This is a genomic window from Bradyrhizobium sp. 23AC, from assembly GCF_054863025.1.
In genome coordinates, this window is sequence record NZ_JAVAYN010000015.1 from 72,491 (window position 1) to 97,686 (window position 25,196).

At 65.5% G+C, this 25,196-nt stretch carries 25 protein-coding genes; 16 read left to right on the plus strand and 9 right to left on the minus strand.

What is annotated here, in order from left to right; translation table 11 throughout:
* The first annotated feature begins 1 nt into the window (after position 1).
* The 7 genes from RAD10_RS28690 to RAD10_RS28720 all read left to right on the plus strand — a co-directional run bounded on the left by RAD10_RS28690 (position 2) and on the right by RAD10_RS28720 (position 5,890).
* Positions 2-757, plus strand: a complete 756-nt coding sequence (locus RAD10_RS28690) for a metal ABC transporter ATP-binding protein (RefSeq protein WP_461620135.1) — start codon at positions 2-4, stop codon at positions 755-757.
* Positions 758-763: 6 nt separating this feature from the next.
* Complete coding sequence (locus RAD10_RS28695) at positions 764-1,633, plus strand: metal ABC transporter permease (RefSeq protein WP_461620136.1); 870 nt, start codon at positions 764-766, stop codon at positions 1,631-1,633.
* A gap of 5 nt (positions 1,634-1,638) precedes the next feature.
* Positions 1,639-2,502 (plus strand): metal ABC transporter solute-binding protein, Zn/Mn family, encoded by an 864-nt coding sequence (locus tag RAD10_RS28700; protein WP_461620137.1) that lies wholly within the window; start codon positions 1,639-1,641, stop codon positions 2,500-2,502.
* 54 nt (positions 2,503-2,556) lie between these two features.
* Complete coding sequence (locus RAD10_RS28705; RefSeq protein ID WP_461620138.1) at positions 2,557-3,603, plus strand: CobW family GTP-binding protein; 1,047 nt, start codon at positions 2,557-2,559, stop codon at positions 3,601-3,603.
* Positions 3,603-4,622: a WD40 repeat domain-containing protein gene (locus RAD10_RS28710; RefSeq protein WP_461620139.1), complete on the plus strand. Its 1,020-nt coding sequence runs from the start codon at positions 3,603-3,605 to the stop codon at positions 4,620-4,622. Before RAD10_RS28705 ends, RAD10_RS28710 begins: the two co-directional genes overlap by 1 nt.
* Before the next feature lie 121 nt (positions 4,623-4,743).
* Positions 4,744-5,460 carry an MgtC/SapB family protein gene (locus RAD10_RS28715; protein WP_104462706.1) on the plus strand — a complete coding sequence of 239 codons (717 nt, stop codon included), beginning with the start codon at positions 4,744-4,746 and terminating at the stop codon, positions 5,458-5,460.
* Positions 5,461-5,560: 100 nt separating this feature from the next.
* Complete coding sequence (locus tag RAD10_RS28720; RefSeq protein WP_028139989.1) at positions 5,561-5,890, plus strand: hypothetical protein; 330 nt, start codon at positions 5,561-5,563, stop codon at positions 5,888-5,890.
* A 152-nt stretch (positions 5,891-6,042) separates the two neighbouring features.
* On the opposite strand, the gene RAD10_RS28725 is transcribed toward RAD10_RS28720, so the two are convergent.
* From RAD10_RS28725 to RAD10_RS28745, 5 genes are all read right to left on the minus strand, one after another.
* Complete coding sequence (locus RAD10_RS28725; RefSeq protein ID WP_461620140.1) at positions 6,043-7,485, minus strand: homospermidine synthase; 1,443 nt, start codon at positions 7,483-7,485, stop codon at positions 6,043-6,045.
* A 67-nt stretch (positions 7,486-7,552) separates the two neighbouring features.
* Positions 7,553-7,942, minus strand: a complete 390-nt coding sequence (locus RAD10_RS28730) for a RidA family protein (RefSeq protein WP_461620141.1) — start codon at positions 7,940-7,942, stop codon at positions 7,553-7,555.
* A gap of 148 nt (positions 7,943-8,090) precedes the next feature.
* Complete coding sequence (locus RAD10_RS28735) at positions 8,091-8,678, minus strand: GNAT family N-acetyltransferase (RefSeq protein ID WP_461620142.1); 588 nt, start codon at positions 8,676-8,678, stop codon at positions 8,091-8,093.
* A gap of 129 nt (positions 8,679-8,807) precedes the next feature.
* Positions 8,808-9,950, minus strand: a complete 1,143-nt coding sequence (locus RAD10_RS28740; protein WP_028139993.1) for a type III PLP-dependent enzyme — start codon at positions 9,948-9,950, stop codon at positions 8,808-8,810.
* A 690-nt stretch (positions 9,951-10,640) separates the two neighbouring features.
* The gene (locus tag RAD10_RS28745) at positions 10,641-10,895 is read right to left on the minus strand and encodes a hypothetical protein (RefSeq protein ID WP_018316184.1); all 255 of its coding nucleotides are present in this window, start codon (positions 10,893-10,895) and stop codon (positions 10,641-10,643) included.
* 137 nt (positions 10,896-11,032) lie between these two features.
* On the opposite strand from RAD10_RS28745, the gene RAD10_RS28750 reads away from it, so the two are divergent.
* From RAD10_RS28750 to RAD10_RS28760, 3 genes are read left to right on the plus strand one after another with little or no spacing between them, the layout of a single operon-like run.
* Positions 11,033-13,114 (plus strand): M3 family metallopeptidase, encoded by a 2,082-nt coding sequence (locus RAD10_RS28750; protein ID WP_461620143.1) that lies wholly within the window; start codon positions 11,033-11,035, stop codon positions 13,112-13,114.
* Entirely contained in the window at positions 13,114-13,752 is a 639-nt protein-coding gene (locus RAD10_RS28755; RefSeq protein ID WP_461620144.1) for a DUF1007 family protein, read from the plus strand. The genes RAD10_RS28750 and RAD10_RS28755 overlap by 1 nt, the downstream gene beginning before the upstream one ends.
* Positions 13,749-14,879, plus strand: coding sequence for a nickel/cobalt transporter (locus tag RAD10_RS28760; protein WP_461620145.1), 1,131 nt, complete (start codon positions 13,749-13,751; stop codon positions 14,877-14,879). Before RAD10_RS28755 ends, RAD10_RS28760 begins: the two co-directional genes overlap by 4 nt.
* Before the next feature lie 133 nt (positions 14,880-15,012).
* Here the strand turns inward: RAD10_RS28760 and RAD10_RS28765 are convergent, their stop codons facing one another.
* A complete protein-coding gene (locus RAD10_RS28765; protein ID WP_018316180.1) occupies positions 15,013-15,411 on the minus strand; it encodes an MAPEG family protein in 399 nt (132 codons plus the stop codon).
* An 83-nt stretch (positions 15,412-15,494) separates the two neighbouring features.
* Between RAD10_RS28765 and hemH the strand changes: the two genes are divergently transcribed.
* The 4 genes from hemH to RAD10_RS28785 all read left to right on the plus strand — a co-directional run bounded on the left by hemH (position 15,495) and on the right by RAD10_RS28785 (position 19,246).
* Positions 15,495-16,532, plus strand: coding sequence for a ferrochelatase (gene hemH, locus RAD10_RS28770; RefSeq protein WP_461620146.1), 1,038 nt, complete (start codon positions 15,495-15,497; stop codon positions 16,530-16,532).
* A gap of 10 nt (positions 16,533-16,542) precedes the next feature.
* Entirely contained in the window at positions 16,543-17,520 is a 978-nt protein-coding gene (locus RAD10_RS28775) for an ABC transporter substrate-binding protein (RefSeq protein ID WP_461620147.1), read from the plus strand.
* A gap of 222 nt (positions 17,521-17,742) precedes the next feature.
* Entirely contained in the window at positions 17,743-18,747 is a 1,005-nt protein-coding gene (locus RAD10_RS28780) for an SPFH domain-containing protein (RefSeq protein ID WP_091966789.1), read from the plus strand.
* Between the two features lie 55 nt (positions 18,748-18,802).
* Positions 18,803-19,246 (plus strand): NfeD family protein, encoded by a 444-nt coding sequence (locus RAD10_RS28785; protein WP_461620148.1) that lies wholly within the window; start codon positions 18,803-18,805, stop codon positions 19,244-19,246.
* Positions 19,247-19,444: 198 nt separating this feature from the next.
* On the opposite strand, the gene RAD10_RS28790 is transcribed toward RAD10_RS28785, so the two are convergent.
* The gene (locus RAD10_RS28790) at positions 19,445-19,765 is read right to left on the minus strand and encodes a winged helix-turn-helix transcriptional regulator (RefSeq protein ID WP_461620149.1); all 321 of its coding nucleotides are present in this window, start codon (positions 19,763-19,765) and stop codon (positions 19,445-19,447) included.
* Between the two features lie 72 nt (positions 19,766-19,837).
* Between RAD10_RS28790 and RAD10_RS28795 the strand changes: the two genes are divergently transcribed.
* Complete coding sequence (locus tag RAD10_RS28795; RefSeq protein ID WP_461620150.1) at positions 19,838-20,395, plus strand: carboxymuconolactone decarboxylase family protein; 558 nt, start codon at positions 19,838-19,840, stop codon at positions 20,393-20,395.
* Positions 20,396-20,534: 139 nt separating this feature from the next.
* On the opposite strand, the gene RAD10_RS28800 is transcribed toward RAD10_RS28795, so the two are convergent.
* Positions 20,535-21,542: a KpsF/GutQ family sugar-phosphate isomerase gene (locus RAD10_RS28800; protein ID WP_461620151.1), complete on the minus strand. Its 1,008-nt coding sequence runs from the start codon at positions 21,540-21,542 to the stop codon at positions 20,535-20,537.
* Positions 21,543-21,734: 192 nt separating this feature from the next.
* Between RAD10_RS28800 and RAD10_RS28805 the strand changes: the two genes are divergently transcribed.
* Positions 21,735-23,492: an outer membrane beta-barrel protein gene (locus RAD10_RS28805; protein WP_461620152.1), complete on the plus strand. Its 1,758-nt coding sequence runs from the start codon at positions 21,735-21,737 to the stop codon at positions 23,490-23,492.
* A 201-nt stretch (positions 23,493-23,693) separates the two neighbouring features.
* On the opposite strand, the gene RAD10_RS28810 is transcribed toward RAD10_RS28805, so the two are convergent.
* Positions 23,694-25,145: a glutamate synthase subunit beta gene (locus RAD10_RS28810; RefSeq protein ID WP_461620153.1), complete on the minus strand. Its 1,452-nt coding sequence runs from the start codon at positions 25,143-25,145 to the stop codon at positions 23,694-23,696.
* Positions 25,146-25,196: the final 51 nt, after the last annotated feature.

Below are 25,196 nucleotides of genomic sequence, written 5' to 3' on the forward strand. Positions count from 1 at the left end.
CATGGCGGCGCTGCACTTTCACAACGTCACGCTCGGCTATGACCGGCATCCGGCCGTGCACCATCTCAACGGCGAGGTCGCGCGGGGCGCGCTGGTCGCCGTGATCGGCCCGAATGGCGCGGGCAAGTCGACCCTGCTGCGTGGCATCGTCGGCATCCTCCGGCCGCTCGACGGCAGCATTCATCTCGGCGGGCTCGACTCTCGCGATATCGCCTATCTGCCGCAGAGCGCGGAGATCGACCGCAGCTTCCCGATCTCGGTGTTTGACTTCGTCGGCACCGGGCTGTGGCGCGGGACCGGCCTGTTCGGCGGCATCGGCAAGGCCGCGCGCGGGAAGATCTTGCGCGCGATCGCCTCCGTCGGCCTCAATGGCTTCGAGAACCGCCCCATCGGCACGCTCTCGGGCGGCCAGATGCAGCGTGTGCTGTTTGCGCGCGTGCTGCTCCAGGACGCAAGCCTGATCGTGCTCGACGAGCCCTTCAACGCCATCGACAGCAAGACCACCGCCGACCTGCTCGCGCTGGTGAAGCACTGGCACGGCGAGGGCCGCACCGTGCTCGCCGCGCTGCACGACATGGAGATGGTGCGCAACCATTTCAGCGAGACGCTGGTGCTGGCGCGCGGCCCCGTGGCGTGGGGACCGACGGCGGAGGTGCTGACGCCGGAAAACCTGATGGTGGCGATGCGCATGTGCGAGGCCTTCGACGACAGCGCCACGGCCTGCGCGGCCGACGATATCAGTTCGCAGGCAGCGTGATCGCAGATGGTCTATGACGCGCTGATCGGTCCCTTCACCGAATTCGAATTCATGCGGCGGGCGCTGGCCGCCGTGATCGCATTGTCGCTGGCGGGCGCGCCGATCGGCGTCTTCCTGATGCTGCGGCGGATGAGCCTCGTCGGCGACGCCATGGCGCACGCGATCCTGCCGGGCGCGGCGGTCGGCTTCCTGCTCTCCGGTCTCAATCTGTTCGCGATGACGGCCGGCGGCCTGATCGCTGGCTTTGCAGTCGCCATCCTCGCCGGCGTGGTCGCGCGCTCGACCGGGCTGAAGGAGGACGCCTCGCTCGCGACCTTCTATCTGGCCTCGCTGGCGCTCGGCGTCACCATCGTCTCGATCAAGGGCACCAATATCGACCTGCTCCATGTCTTGTTCGGCAACATCCTCGCGATGGACGACCAGACCCTGCTGGTGGTGGCCTTCAACGCCACCGTGACGCTGCTAGTGCTCGCCGTGATCTACCGCCCACTGGTGATCGAGAGCGTCGATCCCTTGTTCTTGCGCACCGTGAGCCGCGCCGGCGGTCCCGCGCATCTCGCCTTCCTCGCGCTGGTCGTGATCAACCTCGTCAACGGCTTTCAGGCTCTCGGCACGCTGCTTGCGGTCGGCCTGATGATCCTGCCGGCGGGTATCGCGCGGTTCTGGTCACGCGATCTCACCGTCATGATCTGCATCGCGGTGATCGCTGCCGCGGTTTCCGGCTATGCCGGCCTCGTGCTGTCGTTCCAGACCCGCGTGCCTTCGGGCCCTGCGGTCATTCTCGTGGCGACGGTGCTCTACATTGTCTCCGTGCTGTTCGGCCGCGTCGGCGGCATCGTCCGGCAGATGTTTCCCGGCCGGCATCTGGAAGCATGACGGCAATGCGGCTCATCCTGCTTTGTGTGCTGTTGCTGGCTGCCTCGCCGCTGCGCGCTGCGGAACGGCTCAACGTCGTTGCGAGCTTCTCGATCCTCGGCGACTTAGTCCGTAACGTTGGGGGAGATCGGGTCAACGTTACGACGCTGGTCGGCGCGGACAGCGACGTTCACGTCTACACGCCGGCGCCTGCCGATGCGAAGCGGGTGGCGGAGGCGAAGCTCGTCATCGTCAATGGGCTCGGGCTGGAGGGCTGGCTGCCGCGTCTCGTGCAGTCCGCAGGGAGCAAGGCCGTGGTGGTCACCGCGAGCGCCGGCATCATGCCGCTGAAGCTCGGCTCGGCCGCCGACCCCCACGCCTGGCAGTCCGTCCCCAACGCCAAGGTCTACGCGACCGATATCGCCAATGCGCTGGCCGCGGCCGCCCCGAATGATGCGGACTTCTTCCGTACCCGGGCAAAAGCCTATCTGGAAAAGCTCGAAACGCTCGACCGCGAGGTCCGCGACGCCGTGGCGAAAATCCCGCCGGAGCGGCGCAAGGTGATCTCGACCCATGACGCCTTCGGCTATTTTTCCGCCGAATACGGTATCCAGTTCATCGCCCCCCTGGGGGTCTCCACCGAAACCGAGCCCAGCGCCCGGGACATCGCGGCCATCATCGGTCAGATCAAGGCCCAAAAAATACCGGCCGTGTTCCTGGAAAATATCAGCGACGACCGGCTGATCCGGCGGATCGCGGCCGAGACCGGCTCAAAAGTCGGCGGGACCCTGATTTCGGACAGTTTGACCGGCGAAAAGGGGCCGGCACCCACTTACATTGATATGGTCAGGCACAATATAAAGGCCCTGACCAGCGCGCTTGACCACTAGGGCAGGGGCCACCCCGCCTCGCGTCGCGCGAAAAAGCCTGATGTCGGAGTTCTTATGTCTGAAGCGACCTCGCACAAAATCCCTGTGACCGTCCTGACCGGCTATCTCGGTGCCGGCAAGACCACACTCTTGAACCGCATCCTGTCCGAGAACCACGGCAAGAAATACGCGGTCATCGTCAACGAATTCGGCGAGATCGGCATCGACAACGACCTCATCATCGGCGCCGATGAGGAAGTGTTCGAGATGAACAATGGCTGCATCTGCTGCACCGTGCGCGGCGACCTCGTGCGCATCATGGACGGCCTGATGAAGCGCAAGGGCAAGTTCGACGCCATCATCGTCGAGACCACCGGCCTTGCCGATCCGGCGCCGGTCGCCCAGACCTTCTTCGTCGACGAGGACGTGCAGAAAAATGCGCGGCTCGACGCCGTGGTCACGGTGGCCGACGCCAAATGGCTGTCCGACCGGCTCAAGGACGCGCCCGAGGCCAAGAACCAGATCGCCTTTGCCGACGTCATCGTGCTGAACAAGACCGACCTCGTCAGCAAGGGCGAGCTTGCCGAGGTCGAGGCCCGCATCCGCGGCATCAATCCCTATGCGAAACTCCACCGCACCGAGCGCTGCTCGGTGGCCCTGGCCGACGTGCTCGACCGCGGCGCCTTCGATCTCGACCGCATCCTCGACATCGAGCCGGACTTCCTGGAGGCCGACGATCATGACCACGACCATGATCACCACCATCATGGCCACGATCATCACCACCATGATCACGGTCACGGCCTGAAGCACTATCACGACGAGGACATGCAGTCGCTGTCGCTCAAGACCGACAAGCCGCTCGATCCGAACGTGTTCATGCCCTGGCTGCAGAATTTGGTGCAGGTCGAGGGCGGCAAGATCCTGCGCTCGAAGGGCATCCTCGCCTTCCACGACGACGACGACCGCTACGTCTTCCAGGGCGTCCACATGATGCTGGAGGGTGACCACCAGCGGAAGTGGAAGGAGGGCGAGCCGCGCGAGAGTCGCCTCGTCTTCATCGGCCGCGAACTGCCGGAAGAAACCATCCGCAAGGGCTTTGAGAGCTGCATCGTCTCGTGATGAAAGAGTTTTCGCCGGCCCCCGATTCCGCCTCGATCGTCTCCGTCACCGATCGCGTCAAGCCCGTTACGCTCGGCATGGGCGTGACCTCGGTGCATTTCCTCAGGGACCGCGCCGCCTTCGTCGGCGGCGAGGAGAATGTCGCGTTCGTCGATGACAAGGGTGAGATCAGCACGGTCACTGTTCACAGCGGCGGCATTCTCTCCACCGCCTGCGATGGCAAGCGCCTGGTGATGGGCGGCGACGACGGCAAGGTCGTCTCGCTCGACGCCAAGGGCGAGGTGACGCTGCTCGCCACCGATCCCAAGCGACGCTGGATAGATGCGGTGGCGCTGCATGCGGACGGCTCCTACGCCTGGTCGGCCGGCAAGACGGCTTTCGTCAAGAGCGGCAAGACCGAGGAGAAGTCGCTCGAGGTGCCCTCCACCGTCGGCGGGCTTGCCTTCGCGCCGAAGGGACTGCGGCTCGCGATCGCCCATTACAATGGCGCGACGCTGTGGTTTCCGAACATGGCGGGATCAGCCGAATTCCTGCCCTGGGCCGGCTCGCATCTCGGCGTCACCTTCAGCCCGGACAACAAATTCCTGGTCACCACGATGCACGAGGCGGCGCTGCATGGCTGGCGGCTCGCCGACAACAGGCATATGCGCATGACCGGCTATCCCGGCCGCGTCCGCTCGATGTCCTGGAGCGCGGGCGGCAAGGCGCTGGCGACCTCGGGCGCCGACACCATCATCCTGTGGCCGTTCGCCAGCAAGGACGGCCCGATGGGCAAGGAGCCTGCGATGCTCGCGCCGCTGCAGGCCCGGGTCTCCGTGGTGGCCTGCCATCCGAAGAACGACATCCTCGCCGCCGGCTACAGCGACGGCACCGTGCTGATGGTGCGGCTGGAGGATGGCGCCGAGATCCTGGTCCGCCGCAACGGCACCCCGCCCGTGGCCGCGCTCGCCTGGAACGCCAAGGGCACGCTGCTCGCCTTCGCCGATGAAAACGGGGATGGCGGAATGCTGGAGCTTTAAACTGTCATCCTTTAGGCCGTAGGGTGGGCAAAGGCGCTCTTGCGCCGTGCCCACGATCTTTTTGCGTTGACGAGAGCCGTGGGCACGCTTCGCTTTGCCCACCCTACGGCAGCTGACATTCATGCGATTTCTGACGACCTTCCAGCTTGCTGATTTCCTCGACACGCTGGTCAGCCTGACCACGGCCTTCGTGCTAGGCACGCTGATCGGCGCCGAGCGGCAATATCGCCAGCGCACCGCGGGCCTGCGCACCAATGTGCTGGTTGCGGTCGGCGCCGCCGCCTTCGTCGATCTCGCCATGCAGCTGGACGGCGCCGACGGCGCGGTGCGGGTCATCGCCTATGTCGTCTCCGGCATCGGCTTCTTAGGGGCCGGCGTTATCATGAAGCAGGGCATGGACGTCCGCGGGCTCAACACCGCCGCGACGCTGTGGGCCTCGGCCGCGGTCGGCTCCTGTGCCGGTGCCGATATGATCGCGCAGGCGGCCGCCCTGACCGTGTTCGTGATCGCCGGCAACACCATGCTGCGCCCGCTGGTCAATGCCATCAACCGCATTCCGCTGAACGAGAAGGCGCTGGAGGCGACCTATTATTTCAAGCTCGCGGTTACCGCCGACGCCCTGCCCGACATGCGTGATCGCCTCGTCGACAAGCTCGAAGCCGCGAAATATCCGGTGGCGGGTATCGAGGTCGTCGAGATCGGCGAGGACATGCTGGAGATCGTCGCCAAGCTGGTCGCGAGCGCGGTCGATCCGAATGAGCTGAACACCGTTGCGACCGATCTCCAGCATCTGCCGGGCATCCGCCACGCGACCTGGGAAGTCAGCACGACGGAGTAAGCGCGGCGTTTTGGCGCGCAGGCGTGCAGTTCCGCCTTGCCGGGAACGGAACCCTGGTCGGGCAATTTCGTTGATCCTGCGGACAAAGGCGGTGATCGACATGACAGTCAATGACAAGCGCAGACTGAAACTCGACCTGGTGATCGCCTGTTCGCTGTTCGCAGCAGGTGTCGTGATATCAGGCATATCGATCGCGCAGATCCGCGCCGAGAGCCGGATGCAGCTGGCGCAGGCGACACCGCCGCTTCAGGGCACGCCCTCTGACGAGCAGAGCAAGGTGCCCGCGGAAGCCAAGCCGGGCGGCGACCGGCCGACCACGCCGGCCCCCGAGCCTGCACGCCCCGAGCCGCAGACACAAGGCGCGGCGACCAAGCCGGCACTGCCGCCGGCACCGGCGGAGAAGATCGCGCCGCCGATCGAGAAGAAGTAGCTGGCTGATAGACCAACGGTGTCATCGTCCGCGAAGGCGGACGATCCAGTATTCCAGAGACCGCAGTGATTGAATCGAGACGCCGCGGCGTACTGGATGCCCCGCCTTCGCGGGGCATGACAGTAGTGTGCGGCTTGAGGCGTCGACCGCCCTTACCGCACCAGAACGTTCTTGAACTGCCAGGGATCGCTGGTGTCGATGTCTTCCGGGAACAGTCCCGGGCGATCCGTCAGCGGCGTCCAGTCGGTGTAGAACCCCTTCACCGGGCCGAGATAGGGCAGCTGGATTTCCAGCAGACGATCGAAATCCATCTCGTCGGCTTCGACGATACCTTCGTTCGGGTTCTCCAGCGCCCACACCATGCCGCCGAGCACGGCGGAGGTCACCTGCAGGCCGGTGGCGTTCTGGTAGGGCGCGAGCTTGCGGGTCTCCTCGATGGAGAGCTGCGAGCCGTACCAATAGGCATTGTTGTCGTGGCCGAACAGCAGCACGCCGAGCTCGTCGATGCCGTCGACGATCTCGTTCTCGTCGAGGATGTGGTGCTTCTCCTGCATCTTCGCGGCGCGGCCGAACATCTCGTGCAGCGACAGCACGGCATCGTCGGCGGGGTGATAGGCATAGTGGCAGGTCGGCCGATAGACCGTGGTGCCCGATGCGTCGCGCACCGTGAAGTAATCGGCGATCGAGATCGACTCGTTGTGGGTGACGAGGAAGCCATATTGCGCGCCGCGGGTCGGACACCAGGTGCGCACGCGCGTGTTGGCGCCGGGCTGCATCAGGTAGATGGCGGCGCCGCAGCCGGCTTCGTGGGTCCGCGCGTTCTCGGGCATCCATTTTTCATGGGTGCCCCAGCCGAGTTCGGACGGCTGCACGCCTTCCGACAGGAAGCCTTCCACCGACCAGGTGTTGACGAAGACGTCGGGCTCCTTCGGCTTCTTCGAGCGCTGGGTGTCGCGTTCGGCGATGTGGATCCCCTTGATGCCGGCCTGCCGCATCAAATCCGCCCATTCGGCCTTGGTCTTCGGCTTGGGGGCATTGAGCTTGAGATCGGCGGCGACATTGAGCAGCGCCTGCTTGACGAAAAAGGAGACCATGCCGGGATTGGCGCCGCAGCAGGAGACAGCCGTCGTCGATCCCGCGGGGCGCGCGCGCTTGGCGGCCAGCGTGGCTTCGCGCAGGGCGTAGTTGGAGCGCGCTTCCGGACCTTTCGAGGAATCGAAATAGAAGCCGAGCCAGGGCTCGTTGACGGTGTCGATGTAGAGCGCGCCGAGCTCGTTGCAGAGCTCCATGATGTCGGTGGAGCCGGTATCGACCGAGAGATTGACGCAAAAGCCCTGGCCGCCGCCTTCGGTGAGCAGCGGCGTCAGCAACTCGCGATAATTGTCTTTTGTCACGGCCTTCTGGATGAAGCGCACATTCTGCTTCTCGCAATGTGCCTTGCGGCCCTCGTCCTTGGGATCGATCACGGTAACGCGCGACTTGTCGTAGTCGAGGTGCCGCTCGATCAGCGGCAGCGTGCCTTTGCCGATGGAGCCGAAGCCGACCATGACGATGGGACCGGTGATCTTCGCGTAGATCTGCGAGGCGGGGCTCATGGGATGGTTTCTCCGGAACGTGCTGGCAAACAAATGGTGAGGGGTGGATCAGGCGCTGCGGCGCTTGTCAGATGCTGCGGCACTTGGCGGTGACTTCGATCTCGATCTTCATCTCGGGCTTGGCGAGGGCGCTGACGACCAGCAACGTCGCCGCCGGCCTGATGTCACCGAGAACCTCGCCGCAGACGGCGAAGTGGGCATCGATGTAGCTGGCGTCGGTGACGTAGTAGGTCGCACGGACGATATCGGCCATCTCGAATCCGCCTTCTTTCAGGGCAGCTTCGATGGTCTTGAAGCAGTTGCGTGACTGGCTCGTGACATCGGCCGGCATCGTCATCGTGGTGTAGTCATAGCCCGTGGTTCCCGCGACGAAGGCGAAATCGCCGTCGATCACGGCGCGGCTGTAGCCGACGGTCTTCTCGAGGGGAGAGCCGGTGGAGATCAGGCGACGGGACATGCTTCGGACCTCGACTGAAAGGGGTGTTTCGCGGGGGTTAAAGGGCGTTTCTCGGGCCTGCGCAACCCCGAAAGAACCGGCGTCAGGGCGGGCGCAGCCGGGCGTTGCCGCTTTACGCGGCTTCGGTCGTCGCCATCATGGCAATCCCTCAGGCCGCGTGCGCATGGAGGGCGCGAAGGACCCTCCGTTTGGACAGGGGCGCGCCGGTCGGGACGATCATCCCCTCGGCGCCATCGAGCGCACCCGCCTGGAATTCGATCGCGAGCAGGCGGTCGCGTTCGAACGGGCCGGGCAGCGAGAGCTCCGCGGTCTTCTCGCCCGAGAAGCCGAACCGGGCATAATAGGGGGCATCGCCGAGCAGGATGACGGCTTCATGCCCGCGCGCCCGGGCGGCGGCCAGCGCTTGATGCATCAGCGCGGCGCCGATCCCGAGCTCGCGGCAGGCAGGGTCTACCGCCAGCGGTCCGAGGACCAGAGCGGGCCTGCCTCCGGCGCTGACGTGCCACAGCCGCACGGTTCCCACGAGCTTGCCCTCGCGCACCGCCGACAGGGCAAGGCCCGCGGCAGGCGCGCGTCCGTCGCGCAAGCGCTGGCAGGTGCGGCCGTGGCGGTTTTCGCCAAAGCAGGCATCGAGCAGCGTTTCACGCACAGCGACGTCGGCAGCACGCTCCGCGCGGATCACGAACGGAGCGGCTTTCGAGGTGAGGGCGATCTGTGGCTTCCGAAAAGCAGTCATGGCGCGTCAGTCCCCGCTTGAACCGGCGTGCGCGCAGCACTCCTGTCCAAGACGTCGTCAGATCGAAATGTCAGGGAGGAGCCGGCAAGCCGGCTCCCGGGTTCGTCAGGCCTCAGAGAAAGAGGCGGATCAGATGTGGTACGTCCTCAGCGGCGGGATGCCGTTGAACGCCACCGACGAGTAGGTCGACGTATAGGCCCCGGTGCCTTCGATCAGCACCTTGTCGCCGATCTCGAGCGTGACGGGGAGCGGATACGGGTTCTTCTCGTACAGCACGTCGGCGCTGTCGCAGGTCGGACCCGCGAGCACGCACGGCGTCATGTCCGCGCCGTCATGGGCGGTGCGGATGGCGTAGCGGATCGACTCGTCCATCGTCTCGGCGAGACCGCCGAACTTGCCGATGTCCAGGTACACCCAGCGCACCTCGTCCTCGTCGCTCTTCTTCGAGATGAGCACGACCTCGGATTCGATGATGCCGGCGTTGCCCACCATGCCGCGGCCCGGCTCGATGATGGTCTCCGGAATCTGGTTGCCGAAGTGCTTGCGCAGCGCGCGGAAGATCGAGCGGCCGTAGGTCACGACCGGCGGCACGTCCTTCAGGTACTTGGTCGGAAAGCCGCCGCCCATGTTGACCATGGACAGGTTGATGCCGCGCTCGGCGCAGTCGCGGAACACCTGCGAGGCCATCGCCAGCGCACGGTCCCACGCCTTCACCTTGCGCTGCTGCGAGCCGACATGGAACGAGATGCCGCACGGCTCCAGGCCCAGGCGCTTGGCAACGTCGAGCACCTCGACGGCCATTTCCGGGTCGCAGCCGAACTTGCGCGACAGCGGCCATTCGGCGCCGGCGCAGTCATAGAGAATGCGGCAGAACACCTTCGCGCCGGGCGCGGCACGGGCGACCTTCTCGACTTCGGCGGCGCAATCCACGGCGAACAGCCGGATGCCGAGCGCGAAGGCGCGCGCGATGTCGCGCTCCTTCTTGATCGTGTTGCCGAAGGAGATGCGGTCGGGCGTCGCACCCGCGGCCAGCGCCATCTCGATCTCGGCGACCGTCGCGGTGTCGAAGCAGGAGCCCATGGATGCCAGCAGCGCCAGCACTTCCGGCGCCGGGTTCGCCTTGACGGCATAGAACACGCGGCTGTCGGGCAGCGCCTTGGCAAAGGTCTGGTAATTGTCGCGCACGACCTCGAGGTCGACGACGAGGCACGGCTCGGTGTCGAGGCCATCCTTGCGGCGGTTGCGCAGGAATTCCTGGATACGTTCGGTCATAGCACTCTCCAAAGCGGCCCCAGCGACGGAGCTCGTTCAAAGCGGTTCTCGGACGAGGGTGCTACGCCGCTGCCGCACGATGGAGACGCGACAGGGCAAAGACCCCTAGACCGAATTGTGCTGCCGTGGATTGGTTGGGAATTTCCCGCCCGCACACCTGGCAATGAAGGACAAGCCTTTTCAGTAGCCCGCGCCGGCGTTGGAATGCCGGTAGAGACCAAAAAAGCCCGATCCGTCGTTGCTTTAAGTCGCGTCCCCCGTTGAGAGCGGGGTGCGCCGGTTCGCCTCCGGCTGCCAGTCACGGTTGCAAAGAGCGAAGTCACCTTCGACAAGGCATCTCTTTGAGAGAGATGCTGGACGCTCCGGGTTTGCTTCCTCGTCCGACCTTCAGGCCTTGTGACCTTCAGTCTTCCGACTTCCGCACTTCCGAAGAGCCCCTCGGCTTCTTCACCCCTTGGCGGCTGTCCGGCCTCTTGTCCGGATACCTACCGACTGACACACGACCACAGGCACGTGCGAAATTGGGCAAGAGCGCACATAAGCGTTTTGAATCAGCTTCGCAAGAATTTTTTTAGGCTGAGAACAGAATTGCCTAACATCTGCTTGCGCGGTGTTGCGCGAGCGGCGCGGAAGATGAACACGCGGTAAGTTTTCTGTGGCAGCGCGCGCGTCTCTCGCGCGCGAGAAGCGTCAGCGGCGCTTCGTGAAGGGCTCGACACGCTGGGCCGCGCGGATGAACGCGGTCATCACGAGCACACCGAGCGCGAACAGCACCGCCTGCAGGATGTGTGTGCCCTGGTCGCCGAGCCCGAACAGGATCGCGAGCGCCCAGCCGCCGGCGAACGCCGCGCCGAACACCTCCGCGCCGATCAGGATGGCGGCGCTGATGACGGTGATGACGCTTGGCCAGGCGATCTGGCGGGACGAGGAGGAAGGCGCGTTCATGGGCTCAGGGATCCCTAGTCTTCGAGGGCCGCAATCTCCCCGAAAAGGCGGCCGGGAGCAAGGCCAAATGGCCCAAAAAAGCCCCATCGCGTGCTATAGCTGGCCGCAACAATTGAGCCACGAAATCGGGACTTGTGATGTCAGAACCCCGCCAAATTACGGACTCCGAGACCAACCCGCTGCTGAAGGCCTGGGTGACGCCGTTTGCGACCCCGCCTTTCGACGAGGTCAAGCCGGAGCATTTCCTCCCGGCCTTCGAGCAGGCCTTCGCCGACCACTCCGCCGAGATCGCGGCGATCACCAACGATCCGGCCGCGCCCGACTTCGCCAACACCATCACGGCGCTGGAGCGCTCGGGCAAGCTGCTGAGCAAGGTGGCGGCGGTGTTCTACGACCTCGTCTCGGCGCACTCCAACCCGTCCATCCTGGAGATCGACAAGGAGGTCTCCTTGCGGATGGCACGGCACTGGAATCCGATCATGATGAACGCTGTGCTGTTCGGCCGCATCGCCCAGCTGCACGAGAACCGCACCAATCTGGATCTGGCTCCGGAGCAGCTTCGCCTCTTGGAGCGCACCTACACCCGCTTCCACCGCGCCGGTGCCGGGCTCTCCGACGAGGCCAAGACGCGGATGGCCGAGATCAACGAGCGGCTCGCCCAACTCGGCACCAGCTTCAGCCATCATCTGCTTGGCGACGAGCAGGACTGGGTCATGGAGCTGGGGGAGGCCGACCGCCAGGGCCTGCCGGAGAGCTTCGTCGCCAGCGCCAAGGCTGCGGCAGAAGAGCGCGGCATGGAAGGCAAGGCCATCGTCACGCTGTCGCGCTCCTCGGTCGAACAGTTCCTGAAGAGCTCCGCCCGGCGTGATCTGCGCGAGAAGGTCTACAAGGCTTTCACCGCGCGGGGCGACAACGGCAATGCCAACGACAACAATGGAACCATCGTCGAGGTCCTCAAGCTGCGTGAAGAGAGCGCCAAGCTGCTGGGCTATCCGACCTTCGCCGCTTATCGGCTGGAGGACTCCATGGCCAAGACGCCGGACGCGGTGCGGAGCCTTTTGGAGCGGGTCTGGAAGCCGGCCAGGGCACGAGCGCTTGCCGACCGCGACGACATGCAGGCGCTGATCACGGAAGAGGGCGGCAATTTCAAACTCGCTCCCTGGGACTGGCGCTTCTACGCCGAGAAGCTGCGCCTTCAGCGCGCCAATTTCGACGACGCCGCGATCAAGCCGTATCTTTCGCTCGACCACATGATCGCCGCCGCCTTCGACTGCGCCACGCGCCTGTTCGGCATCACCTTCGAGGAGCGCAAGGACGTTCCGGTCTGGCACCCCGACGTCCGGGTCTGGGAGGTCAAGGGCCCCGACGGCAAGCACAAGGCGCTGTTCTATGGCGACTACTTCGCCCGGCCGTCGAAGCGCTCCGGCGCCTGGATGACCTCGCTGCGCGACCAGCAGAAGCTCGACGGCGATGTTGCGCCGCTGGTTCTCAATATCTGCAATTTCGCCAAGGGCGCCGGCGGCGAGCCTTCGTTGCTGTCGCCCGACGATGCCCGCACCCTGTTCCACGAGTTCGGCCATGGCCTGCACGGCATGCTCTCAAACGTGACCTATCCGTCGCTGTCGGGCACCTCCGTGTTCACCGATTTCGTAGAACTGCCGTCGCAGCTCTATGAGCACTGGCAGGAGCGGCCCGAGGTGCTCCAGAAGTTCGCCCGCCATTACCAGACCGGCGAGCCGTTGCCGGACGAACTGTTGCAACGGTTCCTGGCCGCGCGAAAATTCAACCAGGGCTTTGCCACGGTCGAGTTCGTCTCCTCGGCGCTGGTCGACCTCGAATTCCATACCCAGCCGGCCGAAGCGGCCAGCGACGTGCGCGCCTTCGAGAGACGCGAGCTGGAGAAGATCGGCATGCCCGAGGAGATCGCACTGCGCCACCGTCCGACCCAGTTCGGTCACATCTTCACCGGTGATCATTATGCCGCCGGCTATTACAGCTACATGTGGTCGGAGGTGATGGACGCCGACGCCTTCGGCGCGTTCGAGGAGGCCGGCGACATCTTCGATCCCGCCGTCGCCAAGCGTCTGCACGACGATATCTATGCTTCGGGCGGATCGGTCGATCCCGAGGCCGCCTATGAGGCGTTCCGCGGCCGCCCGCCGGAGCCCGACGCGCTGCTGCGCCGGCGCGGCCTGCTCGACGACGCGAAGGCCGCCTGATGGGCATGCACGCCCTGTTCGGATTGCTGCTCGCCGCCGGCCTGTCACTCGCGGCGGGTACGGCGCGTGCGCATCCGCATGTCTGGATCACCGCGACCAGCGAATTGCTCTACGCTGAGGACGGCTCGATCACCGGCGTCCGCCACGCATGGACGTTTGATGACATGTTCTCGTCCTATGCGGTGCAGGGGCTCGAGAGCAAGACCAAGGGCGCCTATACGCGCGAGGAGCTCGGGCCGCTGGCGCAGACCAACGTCGAGTCGCTCAAGGAATACGCTTACTTCACCTTCGCGCGAGCCGACGGCAAGAAGGAGCGATTCCAGGAGCCGGTCGACTATTTCCTCGACTACAAGGATACGGTGCTGACCCTGCACTTCACGCTGCCGCTGAAGAACCCGGTCAAGTCCAAGCAGCTGGTGCTTGAAGTGTTCGACCGCTCTTTCTTCATCGACTTCCAGATGGCCAAGGAAAGCCCGGTGAAACTGGTGGGCGCGCCCGCCGGCTGCCAGATGAAGCTGGAGCGCCCGAGCGACGGCACCGCGAGCGCGCAGAAGCTCAACGAGCAGACCTTCATGAACGGCGAGAATTCAAATTTCGGCATGATGTTCGCCAACAAGATCACGGTGGATTGCCCTTGATCGATCGTCGTCACTCTCCGCTCGCGCGCGGGCTTCTTGTCTGCGCCGCCGTCTGCCTCGTCGTGGCCGCGGCTGATGCCGCGCTTCACGATGTCCTCGCGCAAAATCCGTTCGGCGCGCCGCGCCCGGCGCAGGCGGCCCAGCCCGAGGCCGGCGGCCTCATCGGCTGGCTGCTGGCAAAACAGTCGGAATTCTATCGCCAGATGTCGGCGACCATTCGCGCCGCCAAGTCCGACGGCTCGGCGGTGTGGACGCTGCTCTTCATCTCGTTTGCCTACGGCATCTTCCACGCCGCCGGCCCCGGCCATGGCAAGGCGGTGATCGCCTCCTATCTCGTCGCCAACCACGAGACCGCGCGGCGCGGCATCGCGCTGTCGTTCGCCTCGGCTCTGATGCAGTCGCTGGTCGCGATCCTCATCGTCGGCATCTCGGCCTGGGTGCTGAACGCGACCGCCAAGACCATGTGCAAGGCGGAAGGGGCGATCGAGATCGCGAGTTACGCCCTGATCGCGCTGTTCGGGCTGCGTCTCGTCTGGGTCAAGGGCAGCACGTTCATCCGGGCGCTGCAGGCGGCCCAGCCGGTGCCGGCGATCGCCGGCGTGCCGCACGATCATGATCACGGTCATCACCATCATCATGATGCCCACGATCATCACGATCACGGCCATGATCACCATCACCACGATCATGGCCATGCGCACGCCCATGCCCACCACGGGCATGACCACGTCCATGACGAACATTGCGGCCATTCCCACGGCCCCACGCCGAGCGAACTCGCCGGCCCCGGTGGCTGGCGGCGCGGCTTCGCTGCGATCCTGACCGTCGGCATCCGCCCTTGCTCGGGCGCGATCCTCGTGCTGGTGTTCGCGCTCGCCCAAGGCCTGTTCTGGGCCGGCATCGCCGCCACCTTCCTGATGGGATTGGGCACCGCGATCACGGTCGCGGCCATCGCGGTCGTCGCCGTCTCCGCCAAAGACATCGCCGCCCGCCTCAGTGCCGGGCGCGACGGCGGCGGCGCGCTGTTCATGCGCGGCATCGAATTCGCCGCCGCGGGCGTCGTGCTGCTGTTCGGCGCAGGCCTGTTGTTCGGCTACATCGCGGCCGAGCGGACGACGTGTTTCTAAGCCGAGCTCTCGTGCCCCGAACGCAGCGCAGCGCTGCAGAGCCGGGCCTATCTTTTAGTACGGCCTGTGGCCTTCTGGGTCCCGGCTCTGCGGAGCAGCGCAAGCGCGCTGCACCGCGTCCGGGACACGAGGCTCACACCGGCAGAAACCGCTTCAGCGCCGGCATGAAGAAGATCCCGAGATTGATCGCAAAGCCGATGCTCCAGAGGATCGAGCGCAGCGTCGGGCGGTTGCCGAGATAGGTCAGCACATAGGCGAGGCGGACGATGAGGAAGAGGGCCGCGAGCTCGTCGATCAGCCGCTGCGGCGAATCCCTGAATTCGGCGAGCAGCACCGCGAAGGCGAAGAACGGGAAGGTCTCGATGCCGTTCTGGTGCGCGCCGAGCGCGCGTTGCGAGAGCGCGTCCTCGTAGAAGGCGGGGTCGCGTGGCCGGGAATTGTCGAAGCGGCGAAACCTGATCCATTTGATCGAGCCGATCGTCGACAGATAGAGCAGCAGCGCTCCAAAGACGCACCATTCCGCGAGTGTCATCTTTGCCTCCCCCGCCTGGGTGCGACCCTAGCGAAAACGGGCTCATCTTGACAAGTTCGGACCAACGCGCGACCCACAGAGCCATGACCAGTGTCGTCCCCATCGAGGCCGCGAGACCGGCCGCCCAATCCGCCCTGCCGCGCGCTGGCGTGCTCCTGATCAATCTCGGAACGCCCGACACGGCCGATGCGCCCGGCGTGCGGGTCTATCTCAAGGAGTTCCTCTCGGACGCCCGCGTCATCGAGGATCAGGGTCTGGTCTGGAAGTTCGTGTTGAACGGGATCATCCTGCGCAGCCGCCCCCGTACCAAGGCGCTCGATTACCAGAAGATCTGGAACACCGAGAAGAACGAGTCGCCGCTGAAGACCATCACGCGGTCGCAGAGCGACAAGCTGGCCGCCGCCCTGTCGGACCGGGCCCACGTCGTGGTGGACTGGGCGATGCGCTACGGCAATCCCTCGATCAAGTCGGGCATCGAGGCACTGATCGCGAAGGGCTGCGAGCGCATCCTGGCGGTCCCGCTCTATCCGCAATATTCCGCCTCGACCTCGGCGACCGTGTGTGACGAAGTGTTCCGCGTGCTCGCCCGTTTGCGTAACCAGCCGACGCTGCGGGTGACGCCGCCTTATTACGAGGACGCGGCCTATATCGAGGCGCTTGCCGTCTCGATCGAGACCCATCTGGCAACGCTGTCCTTCAAGCCGGAGCTGATCGTGGCGTCGTTCCACGGCATGCCGAAATCCTATGTCGACAAGGGCGATCCCTATCAGCAGCACTGCATCGCCACCACGGCGGCACTGCGCCGCCGGCTCGGCATGGACGAGACGAAGCTGCTGCTGACCTTCCAGTCGCGCTTCGGCAATGCCGAGTGGCTCCAGCCTTACACCGACAAGACCATGGAGCGGCTCGCGAAGGAAGGCGTGCGCCGCCTCGCGGTGGTGACGCCGGGCTTTTCCGCCGACTGCCTGGAGACGCTCGAGGAGATCGCGCAGGAGAACGCCGAGATCTTCAAGCACAATGGCGGCGAGCAATTTTCCGCGATCCCCTGCCTCAACGACAGTAACCCGGGCATGGACGTGATCCGCACCCTGGTGCTGCGCGAGCTCCAGGGCTGGATCTGATGGGCGTCCCATGAACCGCCGTGAGTGTCTGGCGCTTCTTGGGACCGTAGTCGCGCTGCCGCTCCCGGTGCTGGCGCAGCAGCCGAACGCGGCACGTCGGCTTGGCGTGCTCTCGGTCACGGCTGCCGATGATGCGATCGGCCAGACCCGCAGCATGGTCCTGGTCGAGGCGCTCGCCGGACATGGCCTGAAAGAGCGCGACAACCTCAAGATCGACTGGCGCAGCGGTGGCGGCGACCGCGCGCGCATCGCGCAGCTTGCCGACGAGCTGATCGCGCTCAAGCCCGACGTCCTGCTCGCGGTCGGCACGCCCTCGGTCGAGGAGCTGCGCCGGCGCACCACGGCGATTCCGATCGTGTTCGCCGTCGTCACCGATCCCGTCAGCCAGGGCTTCGTCGAAAACCTCGCGCATCCCGGCGGCAACGTCACCGGCTTCACCGACTACGACGGCCCGCTGGCCGGCAAATGGCTGGAGATGCTGACGCAGGTCACGCCACAGGTGTCCCGCGTCTTCGTCGTCTACAATCCTGCCACCGCGCCGTTCGCGCCGCTGATGCTGCGCACGATCGAGGACGCGGCACGGACCCTTCACGTGACGGTCGAGCCCGCGCCGGTGCACGACGCCGTCTCCATCGAAGCGCTGGCTTCGCGGAGGGACGGCGGCTTTCTGATCCTGCCGGACTTCTTCACCATGGCCAATCGTGGCCAGCTTCTGGCGGCAATCGCGCAGGCGCGCGTGCCCGCGGTGTTCTGGAGCCGTACCTTCGTCGAGGAGGGCGGGCTGATGTCCTACAGCACCGACAGCGCCGAGCAGCTCCGCCGCGCCGCCGACTATATCGATCGTATCCTGAACGGCGCGCGGCCAGCCGACCTGCCAGTGCAGAACCCCACCAAGTTCGAGCTTGCGGTCAACCTCAAGGCCGCCAGAGAGTGCGGCGTCACACTTCACCCGGGCCTCATCGCCCTCGCGAATGACGTTATCGAATGAAATCGTCTACGTGCGCCTTCAGATTCGTTAATCTTCGCCGCTAGGTTTCCGCTGCACGCTTTCAAGGGCCCGCTACAAATACATATCTTGATCCTTCCCCGTTTGGATGACTTGTGCAGAATTGGATCGATACCGACGTGAATTGCGACCGCTGAACCGGTAGGGTTGCGCTCCCGACCAATGACAGCGCGGGAAGGAGCTTTTTCCTGCCTTGGAGGAAATATGAGCGGTTTCGACATTTTCGCGATTGTTCTGGTTTTGCTCGTCATCGTCACGCTGGTCGCCGGCGTGAAGACGGTGCCGCAGGGCTATGACTGGACCATCGAGCGGTTCGGCAAATACACCCAGACGCTGAGCCCCGGGCTCAATCTGATCGTGCCCTATTTCGATCGCGTCGGTCGCAAGATCAACATGATGGAGCAGGTGATCGACATCCCCGAGCAGGAGGTCATCACCAAGGACAACGCCACGGTGACGGTGGACGGCGTTGCCTTCTACCAGGTGTTCGACGCCGCGAAGGCGAGCTACGAGGTCGCCAATCTGACCCAGGCGATCACGGTCCTGACCATGACCAACATCCGCTCGGTGATGGGCTCGATGGATCTCGACCAGGTGCTGTCGCATCGCGACGAGATCAACGAACGCCTGCTGCGCGTCGTCGACGCCGCGGTGTCGCCTTGGGGTGTCAAGGTCAACCGCATCGAGATCAAGGACATCGTGCCGCCGGCCGACCTCGTCGAAGCCATGGGCCGGCAGATGAAGGCCGAGCGCGTCAAGCGCGCCGACATTCTCGCCGCCGAAGGCCAGCGCCAGTCCGAGATTCTGCGCGCCGAGGGCGCCAAGCAGGGCCAGATCCTCCAGGCCGAAGGCCGCCGCGAGGCCGCCTTCCGCGACGCCGAGGCGCGCGAGCGTCTGGCCGAGGCCGAAGCCAAGGCGACGCTGGCGGTGTCGGAAGCCATCGGCAAGGGCGACGTCGCCGCGTTGAACTATTTCATCGCCGACAAATATATCAAGGCGTTCGGCCAGTTCGCGGACGCACCGAACCAGAAGATCATCATGCTGCCGGTGGAAGCAACCTCCATGCTGGGCTCGCTCGCCGGCATCGGCGAGATCGCAAAGGCAACGTTCGGCGAAAGCGCAGCCTCTGCGGCCGCCGCCGCCCGTCGCACCGGCTCGGTGCCGACGACAGGCAGCACGCCGCCGGCGGTGCCGCCGCGGCAGGGATAGTCACCGGCGCGTGTCCCTCCGAACGGGGGCATGCACCATGATGGAAGGTCGTGTCATGACCGACATGTTCGTATCGCTCGGCACCTGGAATTGGCTCATCTTCGGCTTCATCCTGATGGCGCTGGAGGTGCTGGCGCCGGGCATCTTCCTGTTCTGGCTCGGGCTCGCCGCGCTGCTCGTCGGCCTGATCTCGTTCACCGTCGTCATTTCGTGGCAGATCCAGCTCGTGATGTTCGCGGTGTTTGCCGCCGCCGCCGTTCCGATATGGCGCCGCCTTGCGCGGCCGAAGTCGGATGCAAGCGCCAGCCCGTTCCTCAACAGGCGCACCGAGGCACTGCTCGGCCGCGAGTTCACGCTGGAGAAGCCGATCATCGACGGCAGCGGCACCGTGCGCATCGGCGACACCGTGTGGCGCGTTGCAGGTCCGGATACGCCGGCCGGGACACGGGTGAAGGTGGTGCAGGTCGACGGTGCCAACCTGACCGTGGCGGCGGCGTAGCTTCTTACCCTCCCCTGGAGGGGGAGGGTCGATCGCGCGCGGCGCGAACGGGGTGGGGTGATCTCTCAACACGGGCGCTGCCGCGGTGGAGAGACCGTCACCCCACCCCGTCTCACATTTCGTTACGCTCCATGTGAGCCGACCCGCAGGCGAGCTTCGCTCGTCCCGGACCCCTCCAGGGGAGGGTAAGAAAAAGCACTACCCCTTCCACCTCTCCGCGAACCGGTGCAGCGGCATGAACGTCTCGCACAATTCCCGCCCGAGCGGCGTCAGCCCATAGCCTCCGCCTTCACCCAGCTCCACGAACCCCGCCTCGCGCAACTCCGTCAGTCGCGCCTGCAGTACCGTTGGTGAGGCCTCGTCGCAGGCGGTGCGTAATGCGCGGGAGGTGAGGGGCTCGCCGCGCAACTCCCACAATATTCGCAGGCTCCAGCGCCGGCCGAGCAGGTCCAGCAGCGCCATGATCGGCCGCCCGGTGCGCGAGCCGCGGACGCTTCCTGATGCTGCCTGTTTTGCCATCGCGGCCCTCTTGCGTCGTGCTACGGATAGTGTAGCGTGCTGCTACAATAAATGTAGCAAAGGAGGCGGCCGATGTCCCAGTCCACGCCGCGCATTGCCCCGCTCACCCCGCCTTATCCCCCGGAGATCCAGGCGCAGTTCGATCGCATCATGCGCGGCGCGCCGCCGCTGGTGCTGTTCCGGGTGATGGCGGGCCACAGCCGCGCCTGGGACAAGTTTCGCGCCGGCGGCCTGCTCGATCCCGGCCCGCTCTCCCTGCGCCAGCGCGAGATCGTCATCGACCGCACCTGCGCGCTGAACAGATGCGAGTATGAATGGGGCGTACATGTCGCGGTCTTCGCCGGGCCGGCGAAGCTCGCCGAAGACGAGGTGCGTGCCACAGTGCAGGGCGATGCGATGTCACCGTGCTGGTCGCCGGCCGAACAGGCGCTGATCGCAGCAGTCGACGCGCTGCATCACTGCGCGACGTTCAGCGATGAAGAGTTTGCCGCGCTCTCGGCGCATTACGACGAGGCGCAGATTCTGGAGATCATGCTGCTGTGCGGCTTCTATCGCACGGTGTCGTATCTGGCGAACGGGCTGCGGCTGCCGCTGGAGGAGAACGCGGCGCGGTTTCCGGCCCCGCTCTAACCGCCGTCATTGCGAGGAGCCCTTGCGACGAAGCAATCCAAACTGTCGCCGCGGCGGCAGTCTGGATTGCTTCGCTTCCGCCTTCGCTCTTCGAGCTTCGGCGGACAAGCCGCTCGCAATGACAAGTGGGGAGCGCGCGCTACGCCACGCCAGCCCGCAACAAATCATGCAGATGCACGATGCCCACCACCTTGCCCGCCTCGGTCACGACCAGCGTCGTGATCTTGCTTGTGTTCAGCACCTCGATCATCTCGGTGGCGAGCATGGACGGCGGAACGGTCTTCGGCTGCTTCGTCATGATCTCGTCGACCGACGCCGTCAGCAAGTCGGGACGCATGTGGCGGCGCAGGTCGCCGTCGGTAATGATGCCTGCGACCTCGTTCGCTTCGTTGACGATGCAGACGCAGCCAAGACCCTTGGCCGACATCTCGACCACGGCCTCCGACATCTTGGTGCCCAGGGGCTTGACCGGGATCTCGGCGCCGGTGCGCATGTAGTCGCGGACGAATTTCAGCATCGCGCCCAGCTTGCCGCCCGGGTGGAAATGCGCGAACTCCAGCGCGGTGAAGCCGCGGCCTTCGAGCAGCGCGATCGCGAGGGCATCGCCGATCGCGGCCTGCATCAGGGTCGAGGTGGTCGGCGCCAGATTGTGCGGGCAGGCCTCGCGCGCCTTCGGCAGCTCGATCACGAGGTCGGCGGCTTGTCCCAGCGAGGACGCCGCGTTCGACGTCACCGCGATCATGGGAATGGCGAACCGCGCGGAATAGTTCACGAGGTTCTTCATCTCCGGCTGCTCGCCGGACCAGGACAGCGCCATGATGACGTCGTCGGTGGTGATCATGCCGAGATCGCCATGGCCGGCCTCGGCGGCGTGCACGAAGAAGGCGGGCGTGCCGGTCGAGGCCAGCGTCGCGGCGATCTTCCGCCCCATATGGCCTGACTTGCCGAGCCCGGTGACGATGACGCGGCCCTTGGCGTTGCGGATCAGGTCGACTGCTTTCGCGAATGTCGCGCCGAGCGGGCCGCGCAGGGCGGCTGCGAGCGCGTTGATGCCGCCGCTCTCCGTCTCCAGCGTGCGGAGCGCGGATTCGACGCTGTCGGGGATGGGGCCGGACGATGCGGTCATCAGCGGTTTCGAACTCGGCATGTACTGCTCCAGGGAGAAGGGGCATTCGCACGGTCGGCGCCTCATTAGCACGCCGCGGCCGTGGAGGCGACGAGCGCGCCTAAGCCCTCAACCGGTCATTAACCATAATTGTTTTAACTCCATTAACGATGGTTCCCGTCAACCGGCGGAGGCCACCGTGAAAGTGTTTGATTTCGTTGGAGTTCTTCCATCGTGGGGTCGTCTCCAGGCACCGGCCGGAGCAAACGCGCGCAGTTCCTGCGCGCGGCTTTGCCGTGCCTTGTGCCGGGTCTTGCGCTGACGGCCCTCACAAGCGCGCCCGCGGCCGGCCAGAGCCTCACGCCCGATCTGTTCAATCCCAACCGCGGCGGCTTCGCCGCGCCCGAGACGCTGCCGACGCGCCGCACGGCGGGCGTGCCGCAGGCGCCGTCGGATGCGTTGCCGGCGCTGCCCGATCCCAATGCCGATCCGCGCAAGGCCCGCGAGCGGCCGGCGACCTCGCGCGTCGGTCAGGTCCCGACCTACGGACTGCCCGCCGCCACCGGCGCGAGCAGCTCCGGCTATGATTCGCTCAATCGCAAGCGACAGCAACCCAAGCTCTATCCGGGCCAGCCGAAGCCGAAGCGTGCGGCCGGTCCCGGCTCGCCGGCGCCGACCACGGTGCCGCCGCCGTCGACGCTCGGCCTGCCCAGAATCGCGCCGCCGCCATCCGCATCCGCCAACAAGGCGCCGGTGCCGGCGGCGATGGCGGGCACCGTGCCCGGACAGCCGCTGCGCCGCCGCCTCAGGGCTGATGACGATGCGTTCGGAGCCGTCGGCGATTATGCCGGCAGCTTCCTGATCAAGGGCGGGCTCGAGCTCTCCACCGGCTATGACACCAATCCTGCGCGTCTCAACAAGCCGATCGGCTCGCCGGTCTACGTCGTCGCACCCGATCTGCTGGTGACGTCCGACTGGGAGCGCCACGCGCTGGTCGCCGATCTGCGCGGCTCGTTCTCCGGCTACACCAACAACATGCCGGCGACGATCGACGGCTTTGCTTCGCCTTCGCCGGTCGAGATCAATCGCCCTGACTTCACCGGCCATGTCGACGGCCGCCTCGACGTCGACCGCGATCTCAAGCTGACCTCGCAGCTGCGCCTGCGGCTCGCCACCGACAATCCCGGCAGCCCGAACGTACAGGCCGGCCTGCAGAAATATCCTGTTTACGCCGCCTATGGCACCACCGTCGGCTTCGACCAGACCTTCAATCGCTTCCAGGTCGCCGCCGGCGCCACCGTCGATCGCACCGCCTACACGGACTCCAAGCTCACCGACGGCTCGACCTTCAGCAACGGCGATCGCGACTTCAACCAGTATGGCGGCATCGGGCGCTTCTCCTACGACCTCAAGCCGGGCCTGAAGCCGTTCGTCGAGATCCAGGGCGACACCCGCGTCCACGACCAGGCCGCCGACCGCAACGGCTATTTCCGCGATTCAAACGGCGGCTACGCCAAGGTCGGCTCGTCCTTCGAATTCTCGCGCATCCTCACCGGCGAAATCTCGGTCGGCTATTCCGCCCGCAACTACACCGACCCGCGCCTCAGCCAGCTCGCCGGCTTCCTGACCTCGGGCTCGCTGATCTGGAATGCGAGTGGCCTCACCACGGTGAAATTCTTCACCGACACGCAGATCGCCGAGACCACCATCCCCGGCTCCTCCGGCGTGCTGGTGCGCACCTATTCGGCCGAAGTCGACCACGACTTCCGCCGCTGGCTGACAGCCGTGGGCAAGTTTACCTACGGCACGCTCGACTACCAGGGCCAGAACCGCAACGACAAGACCTACTCGTTCGAGAGCAATTTGATCTACAAGCTCAACCGCAACATCTGGGTCAAGGGCACGCTGCGGCACGACATCCTGGATTCGAACCAGCCGGGCTCGAGCTCGCAGGGGACGGTGGTGATGGTGGGCGTGAGGTTGCAGAATTGAGAGCTGCGGTGAGGCGCGTTTGAGCGCATGCGGCTTGGTTCGGCTCCGCTCTCGCCACTTACTCCGCTGTCATGCCCCGGCTTGACCGGGGCATCCAGTACGCCGCGGCTTATCCGTATACGTCTAGCTTCTCTGGAATACTGGATCGCCCGCTTTCGCGGGCGATGACAGTCTCTGTTGGGCTGCTAGCTCGCGCCTCACCTAGCGCGGCAGATCCGTCTTCCCCATCAGGAACGTATCAATCGACCTTGCACACAGCCGGCCCTCGCGGATGGCCCAGACCACCAGCGACTGGCCGCGGCGCATGTCGCCGGCGGTGAAGACGTTCGGACGGGAGGTCTGGTAGTCCAGCGTGTTGGCCTTGACGTTGCCGCGGGGGTCGAGCTCGACCGCGAGCATCTTGAGCAGGCCCTCGTGCACCGGATGCACGAAGCCCATCGCGAGCAGGACGAGCTCGGCGTCGAGCTCGAACTCGGTGCCGGCGATCGGCTTGAACTTGTCGTCGACGTGGACGCAGTGCAGCTTCTTGACCTGCCCGTTCTCGCCAGTGAACTTCTGGGTCAGCACCGCGAATTCGCGCACGGCGCCTTCGGCCTGGCTCGAGGACGTCCGCATCTTCAGCGGCCAGTTCGGCCAGGTGAGGCCCTTGTTCTCGCGCTCGGGCGGGGCGGGCATGATTTCGAGCTGGGTCACCGAGAGCGCGCCCTGGCGCAGCGAGGTGCCGATGCAGTCGGATCCGGTGTCGCCGCCGCCGATGACGACGACGTGCTTGCCGCCGGCCAGGATCTCCTGGACGCCGTTCTGAGGTTCGCTGGAGACGCGGCGGTTCTGCTGCGGCAGGAAGTCCATGGCGTAGTGGATGCCGGCGAGATCGCGGCCGGGAATCGGCAGGTCGCGCGGGGCTTCCGCGCCGCCGGTCAGCGCCACGGCGTCGTAGTCGTTGAGCATTTCACGCGGATCGACATTGCCGTCGACGCCGACATGGCTGTTGTAGTGGAAGGTGACGCCTTCGCCTTCCATCTGCTTGACGCGGCGGTCGATGACGCCCTTCTCCATCTTGAAGTCGGGAATGCCGTAGCGCAGCAGGCCGCCGGCCTTGGCGTACTTCTCGAACAGATGCACGTCGTGGCCGGCGCGCGCCAGCTGCTGGGCGCAGGCCATGCCGGCCGGACCCGAGCCGATCACCGCGACCTTCTTGCCGGTCTTGACCGCAGCGATCTCGGGCTTCAGCCAGCCATTGTCCCAGGCGCGGTCGACGATCGCGCATTCGATGGTCTTGATGGTGACGGGGTTGTCGTCGATGTTGAGCGTGCAGGACGCTTCGCACGGCGCCGGACAGATGCGCCCCGTGAACTCCGGGAAATTGTTGGTCGAGTGCAGATTGCGCGAGGCTTCTTCCCAATTGCCCTGGTAGACGAGGTCGTTCCAGTCGGGGATCTGGTTGTTGACCGGGCAGCCGGGCGTGCCGGGCGCGACCGAGCCGGTGCCGTGGCAATAGGGAATGCCGCAATTCATGCAGCGCGCGGCCTGGTCGCGCGTTTCCTTCTCGGTCAAGGGAACGACGAACTCGTTGTAATGCTTCACGCGTTCGGCGACCGGGGTGTACTTGCGGTCGTGCCGTTCGATTTCCAGAAAACCCGTGATCTTGCCCATTAAACCCGAAGTCCCTGCCGCTTAAGTTCTTTGTTCTCTCACTCCTCATCC